Raw genomic sequence first — 20,546 nt, forward strand, 5'->3', positions numbered from 1 at the left:
ATGCCGCCGCTCCTCCCGCCGTGAGCGACCATCCTATTGCCCGCCGCCACCGGGCCCGGCGCGGTGCCCGCGTCTGCGCCGGGACGACCGGCGCGGGCCGCCGCCGGGGCCGGCCGGCCGGCGCGCGGCGGGCCCGGTCAGGCCACCCGGCGCCGGCGGACGGGACGGGCCGGCCCGGTCTCGTGGGCCAGCACCTCCACCTCGAAGCCGGCCCGGGCGAACACCTCGACCGCCCGGTGCTCGGCGGGCCCGAGGCCGGCGGCCGGCGAGTCGGCGTCGAACAGGGCGGTCACCAGGCAGCCGGAGCAGCCGGCGCCCCGGATCCCGCACCTGTCGCAGTCGATGAGCATCGTGCCTCCCTGACGGAGTGCGGCGCGGCGGGCGCGACAGCTTCGTCACCACCCGAGCACCGTCGGTCAGGTCGGACACTAGTCACCGGGTCCGACAGAAACGGACAACAAGTGATCAAGAGTCAGGAACGGGCCAGCCGGCGCAGCAGCGAGTCCGCGCCGAGCGGGTACGCGCCGTGCCGGCGCACCCCGTCGGCGACCTCCCGGTCGGAGGAGACCACCACCACCGGCCGGCCGGCCGGTTCGGCCCGGACCAGGCGGCGGATCAGTTCGTCGGCGGTCTCCCCCTTGCGGGAGAAGAGCACCCGCACACCGCGCGGGGTCGGCGGCAGCCCGTGCATCCGCTCCGCGCCGTCGAAGACCACGGTGACCTCGTCGCCGGTCTGCGCGGCGATCCCGCCCAGCCCGGTGATCAGCCGTTTGCGCTGCTGTTCGAGGGACATCTCGCCGAAACCGCGCTTGGTGACGTTGTAGCCGTCCACCACCAGGTGCGCCCGGGGCAGGGCGAGCAGCTGGTCCAGCCGGGCCGGGTCGTCGGTGTCCCGGGCCCGGGCGGCGGCCCCGGCGGACGTGGTGGCCGAGGAGTCGGCGAACGCGTCGGCCACGAAGTCGGCCGGCAGCTTCTCGACCGGGTCCAGCGCCAGCTCGCGGCGCAGCCCGACGGCGGCCTGCCCGATGGTCTCCAGCAGCAGCCAGAGCCGGGCGTCGTCGACCGAGCGGGCCTCCTTCGCGCTGGTTCGGGCCACCCCGGCCGCCGCCTCGGCCTCGGCCAGCCGGGCCCGGGCCCGGCGCAGCTCGGCGTCGCTGTCGGCGGCCGCCCGGCCGGCCCGGCCGCGCTCGGTGGCGAGCAGCTCGTTGGCCTTGCGCTCGCGCGCCTGCGTCTCCCGCAGCGTCCGCTGGAGCTGGCGGATCTCCTCCCGCAGCTGCCCCAGCTCCTCACGGACCCGGGCCAGCTCGTCGCGGAGCTTCTCCGCCTCGACCCGGGCCACCGCCCGGTCGTGCTCGGCGCGGGTGGCCCGCTGCTCGGCCTCCCGGACCAGCTCGGCCACGACCGCGCTGTCCGCCTCGGCACGCACCGCGGCACCGCTGGCCTCGATCAGCTCCCGCCAACCCCGGGGCCGGGCCAGGTACGCCAGCGCGGCCACCTCGACCGGGTCGGCGGCGGCCGGCGCGGTGCCATCCACCACGGCGGCGCCCAGGTCGCCGGCGTCGGCGAGCACCCGCGCGGTGACCCGCTGGCGGAACAGCGGGTCGGCGGTGAGCTGGGCGGCGATCACCGGCGCACCCAGCCGGGCGCGGCGGTTCGGGGCGAACTTGGCCACCCGGCGCAGCGGCACCGGCACCTCGTCGGCGGGCAGCCCGGGCAGCACCGCCGCGGTGAGCGCGACGATGCGCTGGCGGACCGGCTCGGGGAGGGTGGGCTCCGGCTCGGGCGCCCCCGCACCCGGTTCCGCGCCGGCCTCGGGCGCGGCGTCGGACGACCCCTCCTCGGGGAGGTGGTCGTCGTACGGCTCGGTGAGGGGCATGGGGCAAGTCTCCCACCGCGGCCGGGCCCACCGCCGGATGAGTGAGCCGATCTCTCATCCTAGACCGCTGGTGACCGGTGGGGCCGCTGCGGCGGGAGTGTCGGACGGGCCAGCTAGCCTGCCGCGCGTGGCACCTGGGGAGTACGTCCAGCAGACGCTGGCCGGTCTGGATCCGACAGCGGGCGGCGGGGTGGACCCGGCGCTGCCGCTCTACGCGACGACCTTCGTGGTGGTCGACCTGGAGACGACCGGCGGCGCCCCGGACGGCGGCGGCATCACCGAGATCGGCGCGGTCAAGGTGCGCGGCGGCGAGGAGCTGGCGGTGCTCGCCACCCTGGTCAACCCCGGCGTGCCGATCCCGCCGTTCATCACCGTGCTGACCGGCATCACCCAGGCCATGCTGATCCCGGCGCCGCCGATCGAGCAGGTGCTGCCGAGCTTCCTGGAGTTCATCTCCGACGCCGTGCTGGTGGCCCACAACGCCCCCTACGACGTGGGCTTCCTCAAGGCGGCCTGCGCCCGCCACGGCTACCGCTGGCCCAACCCCCGGGTGCTCGACACCGCGGCCCTGGCCCGCCGGGTGCTGACCCGCGACGAGGTGCCCAACCGCAAGCTCGGCACCCTGGCCGCCTACTTCCGCACCGCCATCCGGCCCACCCACCGGGCGCTGGACGACGCCAAGGCCACCGTCGACGTGCTGCACGGGCTGATCGCCCGGCTCGGCGGGCACCGGGTGGACACGGTCGGCGAGGCCATCGAGTTCGCCCGCGCGGTCTCCCCCACCCAGCGCCGCAAGCGGCACCTCGCCGAGGGCCTGCCCAAGGCACCCGGGGTCTACATCTTCCGGGCCGCCGACGACCGGCCGCTCTACGTCGGCACCTCCGGCGACATCGCCACCCGGGTGCGCAGCTACTTCACCGCGGCGGAGAAGCGGGCCCGGATCTCCGAGATGCTCGCCGCCGCCGAGCGGGTGGAGGCGGTCGAGTGCGCCCACCCCCTCGAGGCGGAGGTCCGCGAGCTGCGGCTGATCGCCGCACACGCCCCGCCGTACAACCGCCGCTCCAAGTTTCCCGAGCGGATGGTCTGGCTCAAGCTGACCGACGGGCCGTACCCGCGGCTGTCGGTGGTGCGCAGCCTCGCCCCCGGCGACACCGCCTACCTGGGGCCGTTCCGCTCCAAGCAGGCGGCCGAGCTGGCCGCCGCCGGCTTCCACGACGCGGTTCCGCTGCGCCAGTGCACCCACCGGCTCTCGCTGCGCACGGTGACGCCGGCCTGCGCGCTGGCCGAGCTGGGTCGCTGCCCGGCGCCCTGCGAGCACCGGATCACCCCCGAGGAGTACGACCACCGCGCCGCCGCCCCGTTCCGCACGGCGACGACGAGCGATCCGCAGGTGGTGGTCGACGCCCTGCTCGCCCGGATCGAGGCCCTGTCGGGGAGCCAGCGCTACGAGGAGGCGGCGGTGGTGCGCTCCCGGCTGGCGGCGGTGCTCCGGGCGACCGTACGCATGCAGCGGCTGGCCGGGCTGACCCGGATCGCCGAGCTGACCGCCGCCCGGCGGGCCCCCGACGGCGGCTGGGAGCTGGCGCTGGTCCGGCACGGCCGGCTCGCCGGGGCCGGCGTCTCCCCGCCCGGGGTCCACCCTCGACCGACCATCACCGCGATCCGGGCCACCGCCGAGACGGTGGAGCCCGGCCACGGGCCGGTGCCCCGCGCCTCCGCCGAGGAGACCGAACGCATCCTGTCCTGGTTGGAACGGCCGGAGACCCGGCTGGTGGAGATGTCCTCCGAGTGGTCGTCGCCGGTGTCCGGCGCGGCCCGCTTCCGTGACCTGCTGGCCAAGGCCGAGAACGGCGGATCCCACCAACTCTCGACCGAACGCTCATGAGCAAGTGACCGATCGGACGACCCTGACTCACTTAGGCTGTCAAGGGAGTGCGGTCCTGCCCGTTTCGTGGGCCTGCTTCCGGTTGTCGGGAATGGTGACCGCGGAGCCGGGGTGAGGAGGTGTCCCTCGTGGACGTCGACGCCGGACACGGTGCCGCCCTGGGGGGCGCGCTCCCGACCCCGGCTGGGGAGCTGCCGCTGGCCCGCCGGCTGCGGTCGTTGCTCAGCTGGCCGACCAACGACACCGACCCGGTCAACCAACTGGTCCGCACCCACCGGGGCATCCACGCCAACGCGGAGCCGTCGGTGCTGCGCCGGGCGTACACGATCGCGGAGAACATGCACCGCGGCCAGTTCCGCAAGAGCGGCGAGCCGTACATCACCCATCCGCTCGCGGTCGCCCAGATCTGCGCCGACCTCGGCATGGACACCACCACCCTGGTGGCGGCGCTGCTGCACGACACGGTGGAGGACACCCGCTACACGCTCCAGGCGCTCAGCGAGGACTTCGGCCACGCGGTGACCCACCTGGTCGACGGGGTGACCAAGTTCGACAAGGCGTTCTACGGCAAGGCCGCCGAGGCGGAGACCATCCGCAAGATGATCATCGCGGCGGGCAAGGACGTCCGGGTGCTGATCATCAAGCTGGCCGACCGGCTGCACAACATGCGCACCCTCGGCGTCCGTTCGGCGGCCTCCCGCGAGCGGATCGCCCGCAAGACCCAGGAGGTACTCGTCCCGCTCTGCGACCGGCTGGGCATCCAGACCCTCAAGCGCGAGCTGGACGACGTGGTGCTGCTGCACCTGCATCCCGAGGAGCACGCCCGGATCGCCCGGCACGTGCACGACCGGCCCGGGTGGGACGCCTACCTGGACGACGTGGTCACCCAGACCAGGACGGCGCTGCGCCGCAGCCGGGTCGACGCCGAGGTGAGCCCCCGACCCCGGCACCTCTACTCGATCTGGAAGGACACCGTCGCCGGCGGCCACACCGCCCCGTTCGACCTGCCCCGGATCGTGATCGTGGTGGACGGCCCGCCCACCGACTGCTACGCGGCACTCGGCGCGGTGCACGGCCGCTGGCGGCCCGTCCCCGGCCGCTTCAAGGACTTCATCGCCTCCCCGAAGAACAACCTCTACCGGTCGCTGCACACCAGCGTCTGCGGCCCGCAGGACCGCACCGTGGAGGTGCTGATCCGCACCGGCGAGATGCACCGTTCCGCCGAGTACGGCGTCGCCGCCGACTTCCGCTTCCCGCGCTCCTCCGGCGACGCCGACCGGGCCGAGCAGCTGGCCTGGCTGCGGCGGGTGCTCGACTGGGAGCAGGAGGCCCCCGACCCGGCCCAGTTCCTCCAGTCGCTGCGCTGCGACCTGGCCGAGACCCAGATCCAGGTGGTCGCCGACGGGCGGCAGGTCGTGCTCCCGGCCGGGGCCACCCCGGTCGACCTGGCGTACGAGCTGGACACCGAACGGGGCGACCACTGCCTGGCCGCGCGGATCAACGGCCGGCTGGCCCCGCTCTCGTCCGAACTGGACGAGGGCGACGTGGTGGAGATCTTCACCGAGAGCGACGCGGAGAGCGGCTTCGAGGCGGACGTCGCGCCCCGCGGGCCCCGCCGCGAGTGGCTCGGCTTCGTCAAGTCGCCGCACGCGCAGATGCAGATCAACCGCTGGTTCGCCGGGCACACCGAGCCGGGCATCTCGATCGCCGACAAGGTACGCCTCGGCCGGGCGACCATCGGGCTGGCGCTGCGCAAGCACGACCGGGGGCTGGCCAGCGACCTGCCGCTGCTGCGGCTCTCCGAGGAACTCGGCTACCCCGACCTGGAGACCCTCCTGGTGGCGGTCTTCGACCGGGCGGTCGAGCCGGACTCCGTCGTCCGGCAGCTCATCGACCTGGTCGACCACCGCCAGTAACCCGCGCCGCCCCGCCGTCACCAACCACTCCCGCCCAGAAAGTGCGCGGGGCCGGGGGGCGGGTGGGGGGCGGAGGGCCTAGCCTGGAGTCATGATCCCCCGCTCGCGCGCCACCGGCCGGGCCGTCGCCTACAAGGTCTTCTACCGGCTTCCGGTGGGGATGCGCCGCCGTCTGGTCCGGCTCGCCGTACCGAAGTACGTCGTCGGCGCGGTCACCCTGGTCCGCGACAGCGAGGCCGAGGGGACCGGCCGGCTCCTACTGCTGCGCCAGCCGCCCGGACACAGCTGGACCCTCCCCGCGGGCCTGCTCGAGCGCGCCGAGGCCCCGGTTGTCGGGGCGGCCCGCGAGCTGTACGAGGAGTCGGGCATCCGGCTCTCCCCCGACCGGCTCCGCCCGGCCGTGCCGAACGCCCTGGTGCACGCCAAGGGCTGGGTGGACATGGTCTTCGAGACGGAGGTGCCGGCGTCGACCACCGCGCTCACCGTGGACGGCGCGGAGGTCTTCGAGGCCGCCTGGCACCCGCTGGACGATCTGCCCCGGCTCAGCCGGGCCACCGCCCACCTGCTCGGCCACTACGGCATCGGGCCGATGGCCGGAAAGGTCCCGCCCACCGGCCGGCCGGCGTGACCTCGATCCCGGACCCGCCGCCGACATGGGCGACGGGCGACCCGGGACCGCCGCCGCTGGCGGGGATCTGCGCCGTGGTGCTCGCCGCCGGCGAGGGGACCCGGCTGCGGCCGCTCACCGAGCAGCTACCCAAGGCGCTCTGCCCGGTCGGCAACGTGCCGCTGCTCGACCGCGCGCTGGCCCGGCTGGCCGGGCTGGGCCTGACCGGCCCGGAGCGGGTCGCGGTCAACGCCTGCTACCTCGCCGACCAGGTGGTCGCCCACGTCGGCGGGCGGGCCCACCTCTCCGTCGAGCCGGGTGACCCGCTCGGCACCGCCGGGGGCGTGGGCAACCTGCGGGACTGGATCGCCGGGCGCGGCGTGCTCGTCGGCAACGCCGACGCGTACCTCGCCGATCCGGCGACCGCCCCCGGGCCGGACGTCGCCGCGCTGCTCGACGGCTGGGACGGGCGGAGCGTACGCCTGCTCGGCCAGCCCGCCGCGGACCCGGCGGTCCCCGGCACGTTCGACGGCCACCGCTTCACCGGGTTCTCGCTGCTGCCCTGGCGGCTGGTCCGGGAGCTGCCGCCAGCCTTCGGCGACCTGGTCCGGGCGGTGTGGCGGCCGGCGGAGGCGGCGGGCGCGCTGGAGGTGGTGGCCTACCCCGGCACCTTCTACGACACCGGCACGCCGGCCGACTACCTGACGGCCAACCTGCACGCCGCCGGCGACGGCGAACTGGTCGACCCCACCGCGACGGTGACCGGCCGGGTGCGTCGCGCGGTGGTCGGGGCGGGCGCGGTGGTCCGCGGCGAGGTGGAGCGGGCGGTGGTCTGGCCCGGTGCCACCGTCGGGGAGGGCGAGCGGCTGCGCGACGCCGTGCGGGCCGGCGACGGCCGCACCGTGCCGGCGGCCTGAGCGGACCGCACCGGTCCGGTCCTGCGGCGGCCGGTGAACATCTAGCATGAGCCACGACGTCGACGAACGGAGAAACGTCCAGTGATCACCGCGATCGTCCTGATCGACTGCGCCACCGACTCGATCCCCGAGGTGGCCGAGACCCTGGCCAACCTGCCCGGTGTCAGCGAGGTCTACTCGGTGGCCGGGCACGTCGACCTGATCGCCATGGTCCGGGTCCGGGAGTTCGAGCAGATCGCCCAGGTCATCGCCGGCAGCATCTCCAAGGTGCCCGGCGTGCTCAACACCGAGTCGCACATCGCGTTCCGCGCGTACTCCCAGCACGACCTGGAGGAGGCGTTCGCGATCGGGCTGGCCGGCGCCGACTGACCGGCGTACGCGCGGTGGCCGGCCCACCCGGAGGGCGGACCGGCCACCGTCGGCCGTGCGGTGACGTCAGCTGCTACCCGGAGCCGGGGACTCGGTCGTGCCACCCGGAGCCGGCGACTCGGTCGTGCCACCCGGAGCCGGGGACTCGGTGGCGCCACCCGGAGCCGGCGACTCAGTCGTGCCACCCGGAGCCGGGGACTCGGTGGCGCCACCCGGAGCCGGCGACTCAGTCGTGCCACCCGGAGCGGGGGACTCAGTCGTGCCACCCGGAGCCGGCGACTCAGTCGTGCCACCCGGAGCCGGCGTCGTGGTGCCACCCGGGCTGGGCGTGGCGCTGGCGCTGGCGCTGGCACTGGCCTGCGGGAGCGGGATGCCCAGCTGCTGGGCCAGGGCCACCAGTTCGTCGTTGTGCGCCTGGAGCACCGGCAGCGCGGTCTGCGCCAGCTGGATCACCGACTGCTCCTGACCCTGCGAGATCTCGGTCTGGGTGGCCTGGATCGTCTGGAGGTGCACGGCGAGCTCCCCGGTCACCCACTGGCGGTCGAACTCCGCGCCGCTGACGTTGTTCAGCTGGTCGAGGATCCGCTGCTGGTCGGCGGTCGGCTCACCCGGCAGCTGCACACCCAACTGGGAGGCGGTCTGCTGGACGGACTGGTCCAACTGGGTGTGGTCGGTCTTGAACATCTCGCCGAGCCGCTTGACTTCCTGGTTCTGGCCCTTCTGCTGGGCCAGGTCACCGGCCCGGATCTCGAACAGGTTCGCCTGGTGCACCGCCTGCAGGTACTGGGTGTCCTGCGTCGACGGCTGTGCCGCGGCCTGCGCGGCCGCCGCCGGCGCCAGGCCGACCAGCACCAGTGCGGCCAGCAAGCCGAGGCGTTTGATTCCCAACATGTTTCCCTCCCCGTTTGACGTTGGACCGCACGGATACCCCGCTGACCGGGGTTATTCCTGCGTTTCACCCGTCGGTGGGCGGGTCTGCGCGGGCGACGGGCGGCGCACTTCGGCCGCCAGGTCCGGAAACGGACGTGGCGCCCGCCGGAAACTCCGGCGGGCGCCACGGTCGGATGCGTCGTCAGCGACGGCTCTCGCCGCTGCCGACCTCCTCCCGCTCGGGGCGGGGCTCAACCGGCGGGTGCCCCGGCGAGACCGGCGCCTCGGCCGGCTTCTCGATCGGGTAGAAGAAGCCCCGGATGGCCGGGCCGAGGGCGCCGAGCCGGTTCATCTTCTTCGGCACCACCCAGCCGACGTAGTCCAGCTCGGCGTGCCCGTCGTGGCCCTCGGCCGCGGTGAGCGGCTGGTGGACCTCGACGAACCGGCCGTCCGGCAGCCGCCGGATGATGCCGGTCTCCACGCCGTGGGCCAGCACCTCCCGGTCGTGCTGCTGGAGACCGAGGCAGATCCGGTACGTCAGGTAGTACGCCAGCGGCGGGACCACCAGCAGGCCGATCCGGCCCGCCCAGGTCATCGCGTTGAGGCTGATCTGGAACTTGTCGGCGATCACGTCGTTGCCGCCGGAGAGGGTCAGCACCACGAAGAACGACACCGCCATCGCGCCCACCGCGGTCCGGGCCGGGACGTCCCGGGGCCGCTGGAGCAGGTTGTGGTGCTTGCGGTCCTTGAGGCGCCGGGCCTCGATGAACGGGTACATCGTCGACAGCCCGACCAGGATGCCCGGCAGCACGACCGTCGGCCAGAACAGCGGCGGGATGACGTACCCGTTGCCGATCGGGATGTGGATCTCCCAGGCCGGCATGAGTCGGGTCGAACCGTCGAGGAACATGACGTACCAGTCGGGCTGGCTGGCGGCCGAGACCACCCACGCCTCGTACGGGCCGAAGTACCAGATCGGGTTGATCTGGAAGAGTCCACCCATCAGCGCGATCACGCCGAAGACGACCATGAAGAAGCCGCCCTGCTTGAGCGCGTAGCGCGGGAACATCCGCTCGCCGACCACGTTCTCGTTGGTCCGGCCGGGGCCGGGCCACTGGGTGTGCTTCTGCTTGAACACCAGGCCCAGGTGGGCGCTGATCAGCGCCACCAGCAGACCCGGGACCAGCAGCACGTGGGCGATGTAGAAGCGGCTGATGATGATATCGCCCGGGAACTCCCCGCCGAAGACCGCCGCGCTGACCCAGGAGCCGATCACCGGGATCGACAGGATGATGCCGGAGGCGATCCGCAGGCCGGTGCCGGACAGGCCGTCGTCCGGCAGCGAGTAGCCGGTGAAGCCGGCCAGGAAGCCGACCCAGAACAGCAGCGAACCGATGATCCAGTTCGTCTCACGCGGCTTGCGGAACGCGCCGGTGAAGAAGACCCGCAGCATGTGAACGACGATCGCGGCCATGAACAGCAGCGCCGACCAGTGGTGCATCTGCCGCATGATCAGACCGCCCCGGACGTCGAACGACAGGTCCAGGCTGGAGGCGTACGCGGCCGACATCGGGGTGCCCCGCAGCGGCGCGTAGCTGCCGTTGTAGACCACCTCGGTCATCGCCGGCTCGTAGAAGAAGGTCAGGAAGACACCGGTCAGCAGCAGCACGACGAACGAGAACAGCGCGATCTCGCCGAGCAGGAACGACCAGTGGTCCGGGAAGACCTTGTTGAGCAGCTTGCGCAGCGGGGTGGCCACCTGGAAGCGGTCGTCCACCGCCCCGGCATTCTTGGCCGGCACCGCTGCTACGTCAAACTTTCGGCGCTTCATGGCCGCTCCCAGAAGTCGGGGCCGATGGTTTCGGTGTAGTCGGACTTCGCCACGAAGAAGCCCTCCTCGTCCACCTCGATCGGCAGCTGCGGCAGCCGACGGCTCGCCGGACCGAAGATGGGCCGGGCGTTGTCGGTGATCAGGAACTGCGACTGGTGGCACGGGCAGAGCAGCCGGTTGGTCTGCTGCTCGTAGAGGCTCGCCGGGCAGCCGGCGTGCGTGCAGATCTTGGAGAACGCCGCGTAGTTGCCCCACATGTAGTCGTTGTGGCCCACCCGCGTGTTGGCCTCGCGGGACGCCTGGGCGTCCGAGTCCCGCAGGTGGATCAGCAGCGTCGGCGAGTCCGCGTGCTTGTTGCTCACGCCGTGCTCGATGCCGGGGAAGACGGTCATCTGGCCACCGGCGCTGACGTCGGCCGGGCGGATCGGCCGGCCGTCCTCGCGGACCAGCCGGATCCTGCGGCCGCCCTCGGCCAGCGCAAAGCCGGTGGTGAACATCTGGTTGTTCTTGTGCGGCTGCGAGATCAGGCCACCGACCAGCGGGGCCGCGACGACCGCGCCCACCGGCAGCAGGCCCGCCATCAGCGAGACGCCGAGCAGCGGACGACGCCGCACGCCCATCTCGTCGGCCAGGTAGAGCATGGTCTCCCCGGTGATCTTGCGATCCTCGGGCGAACTCGGCTGGTCGTGCCGGTCCTGGATCGAGACCTCCTTGGGCAGCAGCTTCTTGCCCCAGGTGAGGATGCCGAAGCCGACGGCCAGGAGCGCGACGCCCAGGGTGATGCCGAGCAGCGGGGTGTACCACTTGTCGCCGCCGCGGCCGGCCTCCCACTTCCACGGCCACCAGATGTAAATGATCAGGAAGGCGGTGGCGGCGAAGCCGGTGAGCAGGAAGAGCAAGGCGACCGTACGGGTCAGCCGGCGCTCGGCCTTGCTGCCCGGGACGACCTGCGGCTCGTAGTGGACGATCTCGATGTCGTCCCGACGCGCGCCCTCCAGGACGACGTCGAACCGGGACACCCGGGGGTCCATGACGTCGAGCGGCTCCCGACCCTGCGGGGCCTGGTGCTCGGTGTGGGTGCTCATGCCGTCACCTCGCTACGGGCGGTGCCGGCGCACGGCACCACGGCACTGAAAGGGATGATCCGCCCGGTCACGACTTGCCCGCAATCCACAGGCTCGCGAAGACCAGCGCGACGATGCCGATCAGGAAGATCGCCACGCCCTCCGTGGACGGGCCGTACCGACCGAGGCTGAAGCCGCCCTGGTCCTGGTTGTGCTTCAGCGTCTCCTGGATGTAGGCGATGATGTCCGCCTTCTCCTGCGGGCTGATCTGGTTGTCCCCGAACACCGGCATGTTCTGCGGGCCGCTCAGCATGGCGGCGTAGATCTGCCGGTCGGTGGCCGGGTGCAGGCTCGGGGCGAACTTGCCCGAGGAGAGCGCGCCGCCGCCACCGCCGAAGGCGTGGCACTGCGAGCAGTTGATCCGGAACAGCTCACCGCCGGTCGCCAGGTTGGCGCCCTGACGCAGGTCACCCTCGGGGATCTGCGGGCCGCCACCGATCTCGTGGACGTACTGGCCGAGCTGGCGCACCTGCTCGTCGGTGAAGACCGGGGGCTTGCGCGGAGCCTGGGCCTCCTGGCGGGCCATCGGCATGCGGCCGGTGCCGACCTGGAACTCGACCGAGGCGGCGCCGACGCCGATCAGGCTCGGGCCACGACCCTCGACGCCCTGCGCGTTGCGACCGTGGCAGGTCACGCAGCTCACGTCGAACAGCGCCTTGCCCTCGGCCGCGGCGCCGGTCAGCGGCGGGTTTTCCTGCGCCTGCACGCCAGGGGCGAAGACGGTGTAGGCGCCGCCGGCCAGCGTCAGCGCGGCGATCAGCCGGACCGCGGCGCCCAGCCGGCGGCGGCCCCTGCTGCGCGCTACGGGCCGCCCGCGCAGCCGCGCGAGCAGACCGCGTCGGCGGTCGTTGTCAGAAGTCATGACCTGTGTCCTTAACCGGTTGGACCTTGTCTCAGGGGACGGAGCAGCGGCGCGGTACGTGACGCGCCAAGATCACTGAAGCCAGTAGATCATGGCGTAGAGCCCGATCCACACCACGTCGACGAAGTGCCAGTAGTACGACACGACGATGGCCGAGGTGGCCTGCGCCGGGGTGAACCGCCCCATGGTGGTGCGGATCATGAAGATGATGAAGGCGATGAGACCGCCGGTCACGTGCAGGCCGTGGAAGCCGGTGGTGAGGAAGAACATCGACCCGTAACCGTCTTCGTTGATCTTCACGCCCTCGTGCACCAGGGTGCGGTACTCGTTCGCCTGGCCGAGCACGAAGATCAGACCCATCACGAAGGTGATCGTGAACCAACGCCGCAGGGCGTGGACGTCGCCCTTCTCCGCCGCGAAGACACCGAGCTGGCAGGTCACCGAGGACAACACCAGGATCACCGTGAAGGTGGTCGCGTAGGGGATGTTGAGGATCTCGGTGTGCTTCTCCCACTGCTCCGGCGCTGCCGCGCGGATGGAGAAGTACATCGCGAACAACGCCGCGAAGAACATGAGTTCGCTGGAGAGCCACACGATCGTCCCGACGCTGACCATGTTCGGTCGGGTCAGGGAGTGGATCCGGCTCTTGTCAATGGCTGGGGCCGCAGTCACGCGGTCATTATTGCCCTTGACCGGGGCGGGCGATCAGCGGGGGGCCAAACCGGTGCAAGGGATGGCCCGATCGTGAGGGTCCGGTTCGCCTGGCCTAGCCTGAAAAGCGTGCTGCACGTCGATTCGATCTTCACCGCGACCTCGGCGAGCCCGTCGGCCGTCCTCGCCGCCGGGGGCGACGCCGTCCCGCCGCCGTTCACCGTAGCCCGGGTCTTCACCGAGACCAGGCTGGACAGCTGGCTCGCTCTCGGGCTGGTGCTGGCCGCCGGGCTCTACCTGTACGGGGTGTACCGGCTGCGGCTGCGCGGGGACCACTGGCCGATCCTCCGGACCGTCTTCTTCCTCGGCCCGGGCCTGGGCGGCACCGCCGCGGTGACGGTCAGCGGCCTGCACGCGTACGACACTGCGCTGCTGTCGGTGCACATGGTGCAGCACATGGTGCTGGCGATGGTCTCGCCGATCTTCCTCGCCCTGGGCGCGCCGGTCACCCTGGCCCTGCGCACGCTGCCGGTACGCCCGCGCAAGCGGCTGCTGGCGGTCGTGCACAGCCGGTTGGCGAAGGTGTACAGCTTCCCGCTGGTGGCGTTCAGCATCTTCGTGGTGAACCCGTTCGCGCTCTACTTCAGCGGCCTCTACCGCTACACCCTCGAGCACACCTGGGCGCACGAGCTGACGCACGCGCACTTCCTCGCGACCGGCTGCGTGTTCTTCTGGCCGCTGCTCGGGCTCGACCCGCTGCCGGGGCGGTGGCCGTACCCGGCGCGGGCGCTGCTCATGCTGCTCTCCGTGCCGTTCCACACGGTGCTCGGGCTCACCATCATGCAGAGCACCACGCTGCTCGGCGGCGACTGGTACCCGTCGCTCAACCTGGCCTGGTCGAACCCCTGGGACGACCAGGTGGTCGCCGGCGGCATCCTCTGGGCCGGTGGCGAGTTCGTCAGCGTGACGATGCTCGCGGTACTGGTCGTGCAGTGGATCCGGCAGTCGGAGCGGGAGGCCCGCCGGCTCGACCGCGAGCTGGATCGCCAGGAGGCCCGCGAACGCGCCGGCGACGCCGCCGACGCAACCCCGGGCACCCCCGCCTGACCTGCGCCGACACCCCGTCCGTCCGGACCCGCCGGGCGGGATGCCAGGTATGCCACACCGGCAGGTACGATCAGCGGGCAGCTACGAGGTGGGAGCCAGTCCAGCGATGAGCGATCGTCTTTGCACCGTCCTGCTCTACAGCGACGACCCGCAGGTCCGCGACCGGATGCGGCTGGCCGTCGGCACCCGCCCCGCGCCCGGCCTGCAGGTCGAGTTCGTCGACGCGGCCACCTACGCCGAGTGCATCCGGCTGGTCGACGACTACGAGATCGACCTGTTGCTGCTCGACGGCGAGGCCACCCCGGGCGGCGGCATCGGCATCGCCCGCCAGATCAAGGACGACCGGGACGACGCCCCGCCGACCTGTCTGGTCATCGCCCGCTCCGCCGACCGATGGCTCGCCGCGTACGCGCAGGTCGACGCCACGCTGGTGCACCCGCTCGACCCGGTGACCACCGGCACCACGGTCGCCGAGCTGCTGCGTACGCACGCCGCCGCCTGAGTTTCCGCGCTCGGCGGCGCCCCCGGCGCCCGGGCTGACGGGTGTCGATCCCGTCCCACCCGCACCCACGCCCGCTCGGGAGGCCCACCATGGGCGAACGGACCTGGCCGCACCTGCTCAACGCGCTGCTGCGCGGCGAGCAGCTCTCCGCCGCCGACACCGCCTGGGCGATGGACGAGATCATGACCGGCGCCGCGGCCCCGTCCCAGGTCGCCGCCTTCGCGGTGGCGCTGCGGGCCAAGGGCGAGACCCCCGCCGAGCTGGCCGGCCTGGTCGAGGCGATGCTCGGTCGGGCGATCCCGGTCGACCTGCCCGAGGAGCTGCGGCGCACCGCGCTGGACGTGGTCGGCACCGGCGGTGACCTCGCCCACACCGTGAACATCTCCACCATGACCGCGCTGGTGGTGGCCGGCGCCGGCGTCCGGGTGGTCAAGCACGGCAACCGCGCCGCCTCCTCGCTCTGCGGCACCGCCGACCTGTTGGAGTTCCTCGGCGTGCCGCTGGACCTCGCGCCCGAGCAGGTCGCCCGCTGCGTCGAGGAGGCGGGGATCGGGTTCTGCTTCGCCGGCCGGTTCCACCCCGGGATGCGGCACGCCGGCCCGGTCCGCCGCGAGATCGGCGTGCCCACCTTCTTCAACTTCCTCGGCCCGCTGACCAACCCGGCCCGCCCCCGGGCCGGGGCGGTCGGCTGCTTCGACGCGCGGATGGCCCCGGTGATGGCGGCCGTCTTCGCCGGCCGGGGCGACTCGGCGATCGTGATGCGCGGCGAGGACGGCCTGGACGAGTTCACCACCGCCGCCCCGACCCGCGTCTGGGTGGCCCAGCAGGGCGCTGTGAGAGAGGCGCTGCTGGACGCGACGGACCTCGGGGCACCCCGGTCCACCCTCGCCGACCTGCGGGGCGGGGACGCGGCGTACAACGCCGAGGTGGCCCGGCGGCTGCTGGCCGGCGGGACCGGCCCGGTACGGGACGCCGTGCTGGTCAACTCCGCCGCCGCGCTGGCCACCCAGGGACCGCTGGACGGCGACCTGACCAAGGCGCTGCGGGCCGGGATGGACCGGGCCGCCGAGTCGATCGACTCGGGCGCGGCGGCCGCCGTCCTGGAACGCTGGATCGAGGTGGCCCGCGCGGTCTGAGCGCGGCCGGCGGCGGGCACCGGAGCGAGAGGAGACGCCCGTGTCGGACCGCGAGCTCTACTGCGACACCTGCGAGGGCGTCCGGCCGTTCGAGGCCCCGCCCTGCGTCGACGGTCACGGCGTCGACTGCCCCGAGCTGACCTGCACCGGCTGCGGCGCGGCCGTGCTGATCGCCACCTTCGCCTTCCACGCCCCGCGCCTCGCCGACCGGCGCCGCTGGGCGGGGTCCGGGTCCCGCCGCCGCGCGGCCTGACCATCACCCCCGGCCGCTCACCCCCGGCCGCTCACCCCCGGCCGATCAGCTGGCGGCCGCACCGGCAGGCCGGGCGCCGTCGATCCGGACGCCGTCGATCCGGGCGGGCGGGCCTCCGTCGTGGTCGACCGTCCAGCCGGGCAGGCAAGGGCCGCCGGGCCGGGACGCGGGCCGCGCCCCAGGGGCGTCGTTGCGGCCCTGTGGAGCTGATGTCGTAGACGATTCACCTGATCACGTCCGCCGAGCGCTGATCCCCGCCCCGACAGCTGACAGCTGACAGCCGGAACGCTGATCCGTTCACGTCATCAGCTCCACAGCGTACGAACAACACCCACCCCACCCGGCAGGACCCGCCGCCGTCCTGTGGGCCGATCCACTGCCGGCGGCACTTTCGGAAAGACACGCAGGCCCGCGTCCCGGAGCGGGACGCGGGCCTGCGGGCGACGCCGTCAGATCAGTGCTCGGCCGTACGGCGGGTGCCGGTGTAGTACTCGAAGAGCAGGCCGCAGGCGGCGAAGATCACCGTGATCAGGCCGAGGCCAATCAGCCAGAACTGCCAGTACGCCAGGCCCAGACCGGCAGCCGCGGCGGCCAGCGCCAGCCCGAACGGCCAGTAGCTGCCCGGGCTGAAGAAGCCGATCTCGCCCGCGCCGTCGGCGATCTCGCCGTCCTGCCGGTCCTCGGGCCGCAGGTCGATGCGGCGGGAGACGAACCAGAAGAAGCCACCGCACATCGAGCACAGCAGGAACGACAGCAGCAGGGCCACCGTGCCGACCCACTCGACCCGGCCGCCGTCGCCGTAGGTCCACGCGCCGTAGAGGACCGCCGTGCCGCCGAGGAACACGGCGATGACCAGGAAGATACGCCACTCGGTCTTCATGCCTGATCCCTCAGCTTCCCGCGCCGGCCGACAGGTCGTCGGGGTTGAAGTTGGCGGTGTTGCGCCGCGTGTCGAACGGCTTGGTGGTCTGCGCGTACGGCTCCTCGCCGATGGCGCTGAGCGCCTCCTGCGTCGACTTGCCGTCCCGCTTCGCCGCCAGGAACTGGTCGTACTGCGCCGGGGAGACGACGCGCAGCTCGAAGTTCATAAAGGCGTGGTAGCTGCCGCACAGCTCGGCGCAGCGGCCGACCCACTCGCCCTCGGTCTCCAGCTTGGAGACCTCGAAGACGTTGCGGATGCTGCCCGGGAAGACGTCCCGCTTGAACAGCAGCTCCGGCACCCAGAACGAGTGGACGACGTCGCGGCTGGTCTCCTCGAAGCGGATCGACCGGTTGGTCGGCAGGACCAGCACCGGAATGACCTCGCTGGTGCCCAGCACCGACGCCACGGTGTTCGCGTCGCGGCCCTGACCGTCCCGGTAGTTGAACTGCCAGTTCCACTTGAACGCGACGACCTCGACGATCACGTCGGGGTTCTTCGTCGTCTTCACCACACCGGTCTGGACCACCGCCGTGTAGTAGAAGAGCACGGAGACGATCAGGATCGGCGCGATGGTGTAGAGGAACTCCATCGGCATGTTGTAACGGGTCTGCACCGGCAGGTCGTTGCCCCGCTTGCGGTAGCGCACGACGCACCAGAAGATCAGGCCCCAGACGAAGACGCCGACCGCGAGGGCGGCGATGCAGGAGGCGATCCACAGGTCGTACATCCGGCGCGACTCCGGCGAGATGCCGCCCTGCGGCCAGCCGAAACCGCCGAACGCGCTGCCGACGTCGCAGCCCGTGAGCAGAACCAGCAGCGCCGCTCCGCCGAGACCGAGCCCGGCGAGTCGACCAGCACCACGCCACCGGCGCCCACCGGCTCCTGGGGAAGCGCTGTGCCGTACGGCCGAGGGCCGTACCTCCGAACTCCTTGCGACCACCTGGTCCTGCCTCCCTAGCGCGCCGCGGTGGGTTTCCCTCAACACCGACGGCAAAGGCGTCACCGACGGTCGCAGATTACTCGACCATGACGGGCTCGGCGGTGTTGGGGTCACTGTCCGCCCCCATCGGGGGGATCTTGGGCATACCGACGCGATAGCGTTGGCAGTCGTGAGCCCCACCCCGGTCTACCTGGACGCGGCCACCGCCGCGCCGCTGCACCCGGTCGCCCGGCAGGCGCTGCTGGCCGCCCTCGACGACGGCTGGGCCGACCCCGGCAGGCTGTACACCCAGGCCCGCCGGGCCCGCCAGCTCCTCGACGCCGCCCGCGAGGCCACCGCGGCCACGCTCGGCGTCCGCGCCGACGAGCTCTCCTTCACCCCCAGCGGTACGACCGCGGCGCACGGTGCGGTGCTCGGCGGCCTGGCCGGCCGGCGGCGCGCCGGCGCGACCCTGGTGCACTCCGCGATCGAGCATTCGGCGGTACTGCACGCCGCCGAACGGCATGTGGCCGGCGGCGGCGCCGCGGTCCCGGTGCCGGTGGACCGGCTCGGCCGGCTCGACCTGTCCGCCTGGTCGGACGCGGTACGGGCGCCCGGGGTGGCGCTGGCCGCGCTGATCGCCGCCAGCCACGAGGTGGGCACCGTCCAGCCGGTGGCACTCGCGGCGGCCGCCTGCGCCGACGCCGGTGTCCCGCTGTACGTCGACGCGGCCCAGGTGGTGGGGCGGACGCCGGTGCCGGCGGGCTGGTCGGTGCTGACCGCCAGCGCGCACAAGTGGGGCGGGCCGCCCGGGGTGGGGCTGCTGGTGGTGCGCAAGGGCACCCGGTGGGAGTCGCCCTGGCCGGCCGACGAGCGGGAGTCGGGGCGTTCCCCCGGGGTGGTGAACCTGCCGGCGGTGGTGGCGGCGGCGGCGAGCCTGCGCGCGGCGGCCGCCGACGCCGCGGCCGAGGCGGCCCGGCTGGCGCCGCTGGTGGACCGGATCCGGGCCCGGGTGGCGGCCGAGGTGCCGGACGTGGAGGTGGTCGGCGACCCCGTCGACCGGCTCCCCCACCTGGTCACCTTCTCCTGCCTGTACGTCGACGGCGAAGTGCTGCTGCACGCGCTGGACCGGCGCGGCTTCGCGGTCTCCTCCGGCTCCTCCTGCACCTCCTCGACGCTGCGCCCGTCGCACGTGCTGGAGGCGATGGGGGTGCTCTCGCACGGCAACGTCCGGGTGTCGCTGCACCGGGAGACGACCGGGGCGGACGTCGAGCGTTTCCTGGCCGAACTGCCCGGCATCGTCGCCGAACTGCGCGCCGAGGCGGGGGTGGTGGGGCTGTGACCGACCCCACGGAGGTGCTCGACTGCCGGGGCCAGCGCTGCCCGCTGCCGGTCATCGCGCTGGCCCGCCGGCTGCCGGAGCTGCCGGTCGGGGCGGTGCTGCGCGTCCTGGCCGACGACCCGGCCGCCGCCCTGGACATCCCGGCCTGGTGCCGGATGCGGGGGCAGGAGTTCGTCACCGCCCATCCCGACGGCCCCGGCTACGACGTCCGGCGCAGCCGGTGACGGGTCAGGCCAGACAGGCGAGGATCGCCGGCAGCGGGTCCAGGTCGACGGCAGTGTCCACCACCAGGCGCGGGCCGACCAGGACCGGGCTCACGGAAGCAGGTGCGGCCGCACGTCCTCGGCGGCGGCGTCGCCGTACGACTCGGCCAGGCGCTTGACGAACAGGTCGTGGCGGACGTCGTACTCCTGGGTGCCGACGGTCTCCAGCACCAGCGTGGCCAGCAGCGAGCCGACCTGCGCGGCCCGCTCCAGGCCGAGGCCCCAGGAGAGCGCGGCGAAGAAACCGGCCCGGAAGCCGTCGCCGACGCCGGTCGGGTCGACCGCCTGGATCTCCCGGGCGATCGGCACGTGGATCGTCCCGAAGTCCCGGCCGGCGATCTCCGCGCCGTCCTTGCCCAGCGTGGTGACCCGCACCTTCACCCGGTCGAGCAGCTGCTCGTCGGTGAGGCCGGCCTTGCTCTGCAGCAGGGACTTCTCGTAGTCGTTGGTCATCAGGTAGTCGGCGCCGTCGATCAGGCCGATCACGTCCGCGCCGTCCATCCGGGCGAGCTGCTGGGACGGGTCGGCGACGAAGGCGTAGCCGCGCTCCCGGCACTCGGCGGAGTGGCGGATCATCGCCTCCGGGTCGTTGGCGCTGACCAGCACCAGGTCGAGGCCGCCGAGCCGCTGGGCGACCGGGGACAGCTCGATGTTGCGGGCCTCGCTCATCGCCCCGGCATAGAAGGAGGCGATCTGGCACATGTCGGTGTCGGTGGTGCAGACGAACCGGGCGGTGTGCGCCACCTCGCTGACGTGCACGGACTCGCAGTCGACGCCGTGCCGCTCCAGCCAGGAGCGGTAGTCGGCGAAGTCGGCGCCGACCGACCCGAGCAGCACCGGGCTCAGCCCGAGCTGCGCCATGCCGAAGGCAATGTTGGCCGCCACCCCGCCCCGGCGCAGCACCAGGTCGTCCACCAGGAACGACAGCGACACCTTGTGCAGCTGGTCGGCGATGAGCTGGTCGGCGAAGCGACCGGGGAAGCTCATCAGGTGGTCGGTCGCGATCGAGCCGGTCACGGCGATCTTCATGTCAACCCTCGGGGTCGGGAGCACGGCGCCGGTCAGCCTACCGGTCCGCCCGGGGCGCCGGTCCAGGGTCGGTCGACAACGCGCCACCCGCCGCTCATCCGGGCGTCACCCCCGCGAAGCGTGGGAGAAACCGCGCGCAGACGGCGGCGGGGCCGCCCCGAAGGA

General features: G+C 72.9%; 20 protein-coding genes and 1 pseudogene. 11 read left to right on the forward strand and 10 right to left on the reverse strand.

The features are described from left to right. Positions 1 to 137: 137 nt before the first annotated feature. On the reverse strand, positions 138 to 350 hold the full coding sequence (locus ABZ807_RS14120) for a hypothetical protein (RefSeq protein WP_357156582.1): 213 nt from the start codon (positions 348 to 350) through the stop codon (positions 138 to 140). Between the two features lie 122 nt (positions 351 to 472). Then, positions 473 to 1,876, reverse strand: a complete 1,404-nt coding sequence (locus tag ABZ807_RS14125; protein ID WP_357156584.1) for an NYN domain-containing protein — start codon at positions 1,874 to 1,876, stop codon at positions 473 to 475. 127 nt (positions 1,877 to 2,003) lie between these two features. Between ABZ807_RS14125 and ABZ807_RS14130 the strand changes: the two genes are divergently transcribed. The 5 genes from ABZ807_RS14130 (at position 2,004) to ABZ807_RS14150 (ending at position 7,570) form a co-directional block, all read left to right on the forward strand. Further along, entirely contained in the window at positions 2,004 to 3,761 is a 1,758-nt protein-coding gene (locus ABZ807_RS14130) for a DEDD exonuclease domain-containing protein (RefSeq protein ID WP_357156586.1), read from the forward strand. 128 nt (positions 3,762 to 3,889) lie between these two features. Next, positions 3,890 to 5,677 carry an HD domain-containing protein gene (locus tag ABZ807_RS14135; RefSeq protein ID WP_357156863.1) on the forward strand — a complete coding sequence of 596 codons (1,788 nt, stop codon included), beginning with the start codon at positions 3,890 to 3,892 and terminating at the stop codon, positions 5,675 to 5,677. Positions 5,678 to 5,768: 91 nt separating this feature from the next. After that, complete coding sequence (locus ABZ807_RS14140; protein ID WP_357156588.1) at positions 5,769 to 6,305, forward strand: NUDIX domain-containing protein; 537 nt, start codon at positions 5,769 to 5,771, stop codon at positions 6,303 to 6,305. A 56-nt stretch (positions 6,306 to 6,361) separates the two neighbouring features. Beyond that, entirely contained in the window at positions 6,362 to 7,201 is an 840-nt protein-coding gene (locus tag ABZ807_RS14145) for a sugar phosphate nucleotidyltransferase (RefSeq protein ID WP_357156866.1), read from the forward strand. Positions 7,202 to 7,282: 81 nt separating this feature from the next. Then, positions 7,283 to 7,570 (forward strand): Lrp/AsnC ligand binding domain-containing protein, encoded by a 288-nt coding sequence (locus ABZ807_RS14150; RefSeq protein WP_088961047.1) that lies wholly within the window; start codon positions 7,283 to 7,285, stop codon positions 7,568 to 7,570. A 204-nt stretch (positions 7,571 to 7,774) separates the two neighbouring features. Here the strand turns inward: ABZ807_RS14150 and ABZ807_RS14155 are convergent. The 5 genes and pseudogenes from ABZ807_RS14155 to ABZ807_RS14175 all read right to left on the reverse strand — a co-directional run. Beyond that, positions 7,775 to 8,461: pseudogene (locus ABZ807_RS14155) on the reverse strand (DUF4142 domain-containing protein); the annotation flags it as partial. Between the two features lie 181 nt (positions 8,462 to 8,642). Continuing rightward, the gene (locus tag ABZ807_RS14160) at positions 8,643 to 10,271 is read right to left on the reverse strand and encodes a cytochrome b N-terminal domain-containing protein (protein WP_357156590.1); all 1,629 of its coding nucleotides are present in this window, start codon (positions 10,269 to 10,271) and stop codon (positions 8,643 to 8,645) included. Further along, entirely contained in the window at positions 10,268 to 11,356 is a 1,089-nt protein-coding gene (locus ABZ807_RS14165; protein ID WP_357156592.1) for a Rieske 2Fe-2S domain-containing protein, read from the reverse strand. The genes ABZ807_RS14160 and ABZ807_RS14165 overlap by 4 nt, the downstream gene beginning before the upstream one ends. Positions 11,357 to 11,423: 67 nt before the next feature. After that, complete coding sequence (locus ABZ807_RS14170) at positions 11,424 to 12,257, reverse strand: cytochrome c (protein WP_357156594.1); 834 nt, start codon at positions 12,255 to 12,257, stop codon at positions 11,424 to 11,426. Between the two features lie 72 nt (positions 12,258 to 12,329). Beyond that, positions 12,330 to 12,929: a heme-copper oxidase subunit III gene (locus tag ABZ807_RS14175; RefSeq protein ID WP_357156596.1), complete on the reverse strand. Its 600-nt coding sequence runs from the start codon at positions 12,927 to 12,929 to the stop codon at positions 12,330 to 12,332. Positions 12,930 to 13,037: 108 nt separating this feature from the next. Here ABZ807_RS14175 and ABZ807_RS14180 point away from each other — a divergent pair, with 108 nt between their 5' ends. From ABZ807_RS14180 to ABZ807_RS14195, 4 genes are all read left to right on the forward strand, one after another. Next, positions 13,038 to 14,015, forward strand: coding sequence for a cytochrome c oxidase assembly protein (locus ABZ807_RS14180; RefSeq protein ID WP_357156598.1), 978 nt, complete (start codon positions 13,038 to 13,040; stop codon positions 14,013 to 14,015). A 106-nt stretch (positions 14,016 to 14,121) separates the two neighbouring features. After that, entirely contained in the window at positions 14,122 to 14,517 is a 396-nt protein-coding gene (locus tag ABZ807_RS14185) for a hypothetical protein (RefSeq protein ID WP_357156600.1), read from the forward strand. Positions 14,518 to 14,606: 89 nt separating this feature from the next. Continuing rightward, a complete protein-coding gene (gene trpD, locus ABZ807_RS14190; protein WP_357156602.1) occupies positions 14,607 to 15,653 on the forward strand; it encodes an anthranilate phosphoribosyltransferase in 1,047 nt (348 codons plus the stop codon). A gap of 40 nt (positions 15,654 to 15,693) precedes the next feature. Beyond that, complete coding sequence (locus ABZ807_RS14195; RefSeq protein WP_357156604.1) at positions 15,694 to 15,906, forward strand: hypothetical protein; 213 nt, start codon at positions 15,694 to 15,696, stop codon at positions 15,904 to 15,906. 454 nt (positions 15,907 to 16,360) lie between these two features. On the opposite strand, the gene ABZ807_RS14200 is transcribed toward ABZ807_RS14195, so the two are convergent. Both ABZ807_RS14200 and coxB read right to left on the reverse strand, forming a co-directional pair. Then, complete coding sequence (locus ABZ807_RS14200) at positions 16,361 to 16,786, reverse strand: cytochrome c oxidase subunit 4 (protein WP_357156606.1); 426 nt, start codon at positions 16,784 to 16,786, stop codon at positions 16,361 to 16,363. Between the two features lie 10 nt (positions 16,787 to 16,796). Further along, a complete protein-coding gene (coxB, locus tag ABZ807_RS14205) occupies positions 16,797 to 17,768 on the reverse strand; it encodes a cytochrome c oxidase subunit II (protein WP_357156608.1) in 972 nt (323 codons plus the stop codon). A gap of 169 nt (positions 17,769 to 17,937) precedes the next feature. Between coxB and ABZ807_RS14210 the strand changes: the two genes are divergently transcribed. After that, positions 17,938 to 19,089, forward strand: a complete 1,152-nt coding sequence (locus tag ABZ807_RS14210; RefSeq protein ID WP_357156610.1) for an aminotransferase class V-fold PLP-dependent enzyme — start codon at positions 17,938 to 17,940, stop codon at positions 19,087 to 19,089. Then, a complete protein-coding gene (locus ABZ807_RS14215) occupies positions 19,086 to 19,313 on the forward strand; it encodes a sulfurtransferase TusA family protein (RefSeq protein ID WP_357156612.1) in 228 nt (75 codons plus the stop codon). The genes ABZ807_RS14210 and ABZ807_RS14215 overlap by 4 nt, the downstream gene beginning before the upstream one ends. 90 nt (positions 19,314 to 19,403) lie before the next feature. Here the strand turns inward: ABZ807_RS14215 and ABZ807_RS14220 are convergent, their stop codons facing one another. Further along, positions 19,404 to 20,381, reverse strand: a complete 978-nt coding sequence (locus ABZ807_RS14220; protein ID WP_357156614.1) for a carbohydrate kinase family protein — start codon at positions 20,379 to 20,381, stop codon at positions 19,404 to 19,406. Positions 20,382 to 20,546 lie beyond the last annotated feature (165 nt).

Origin of the sequence: Micromonospora sp. NPDC047548, assembly GCF_040642975.1 — a bacterium.
GTDB lineage: Bacteria > Actinomycetota > Actinomycetes > Mycobacteriales > Micromonosporaceae > Micromonospora.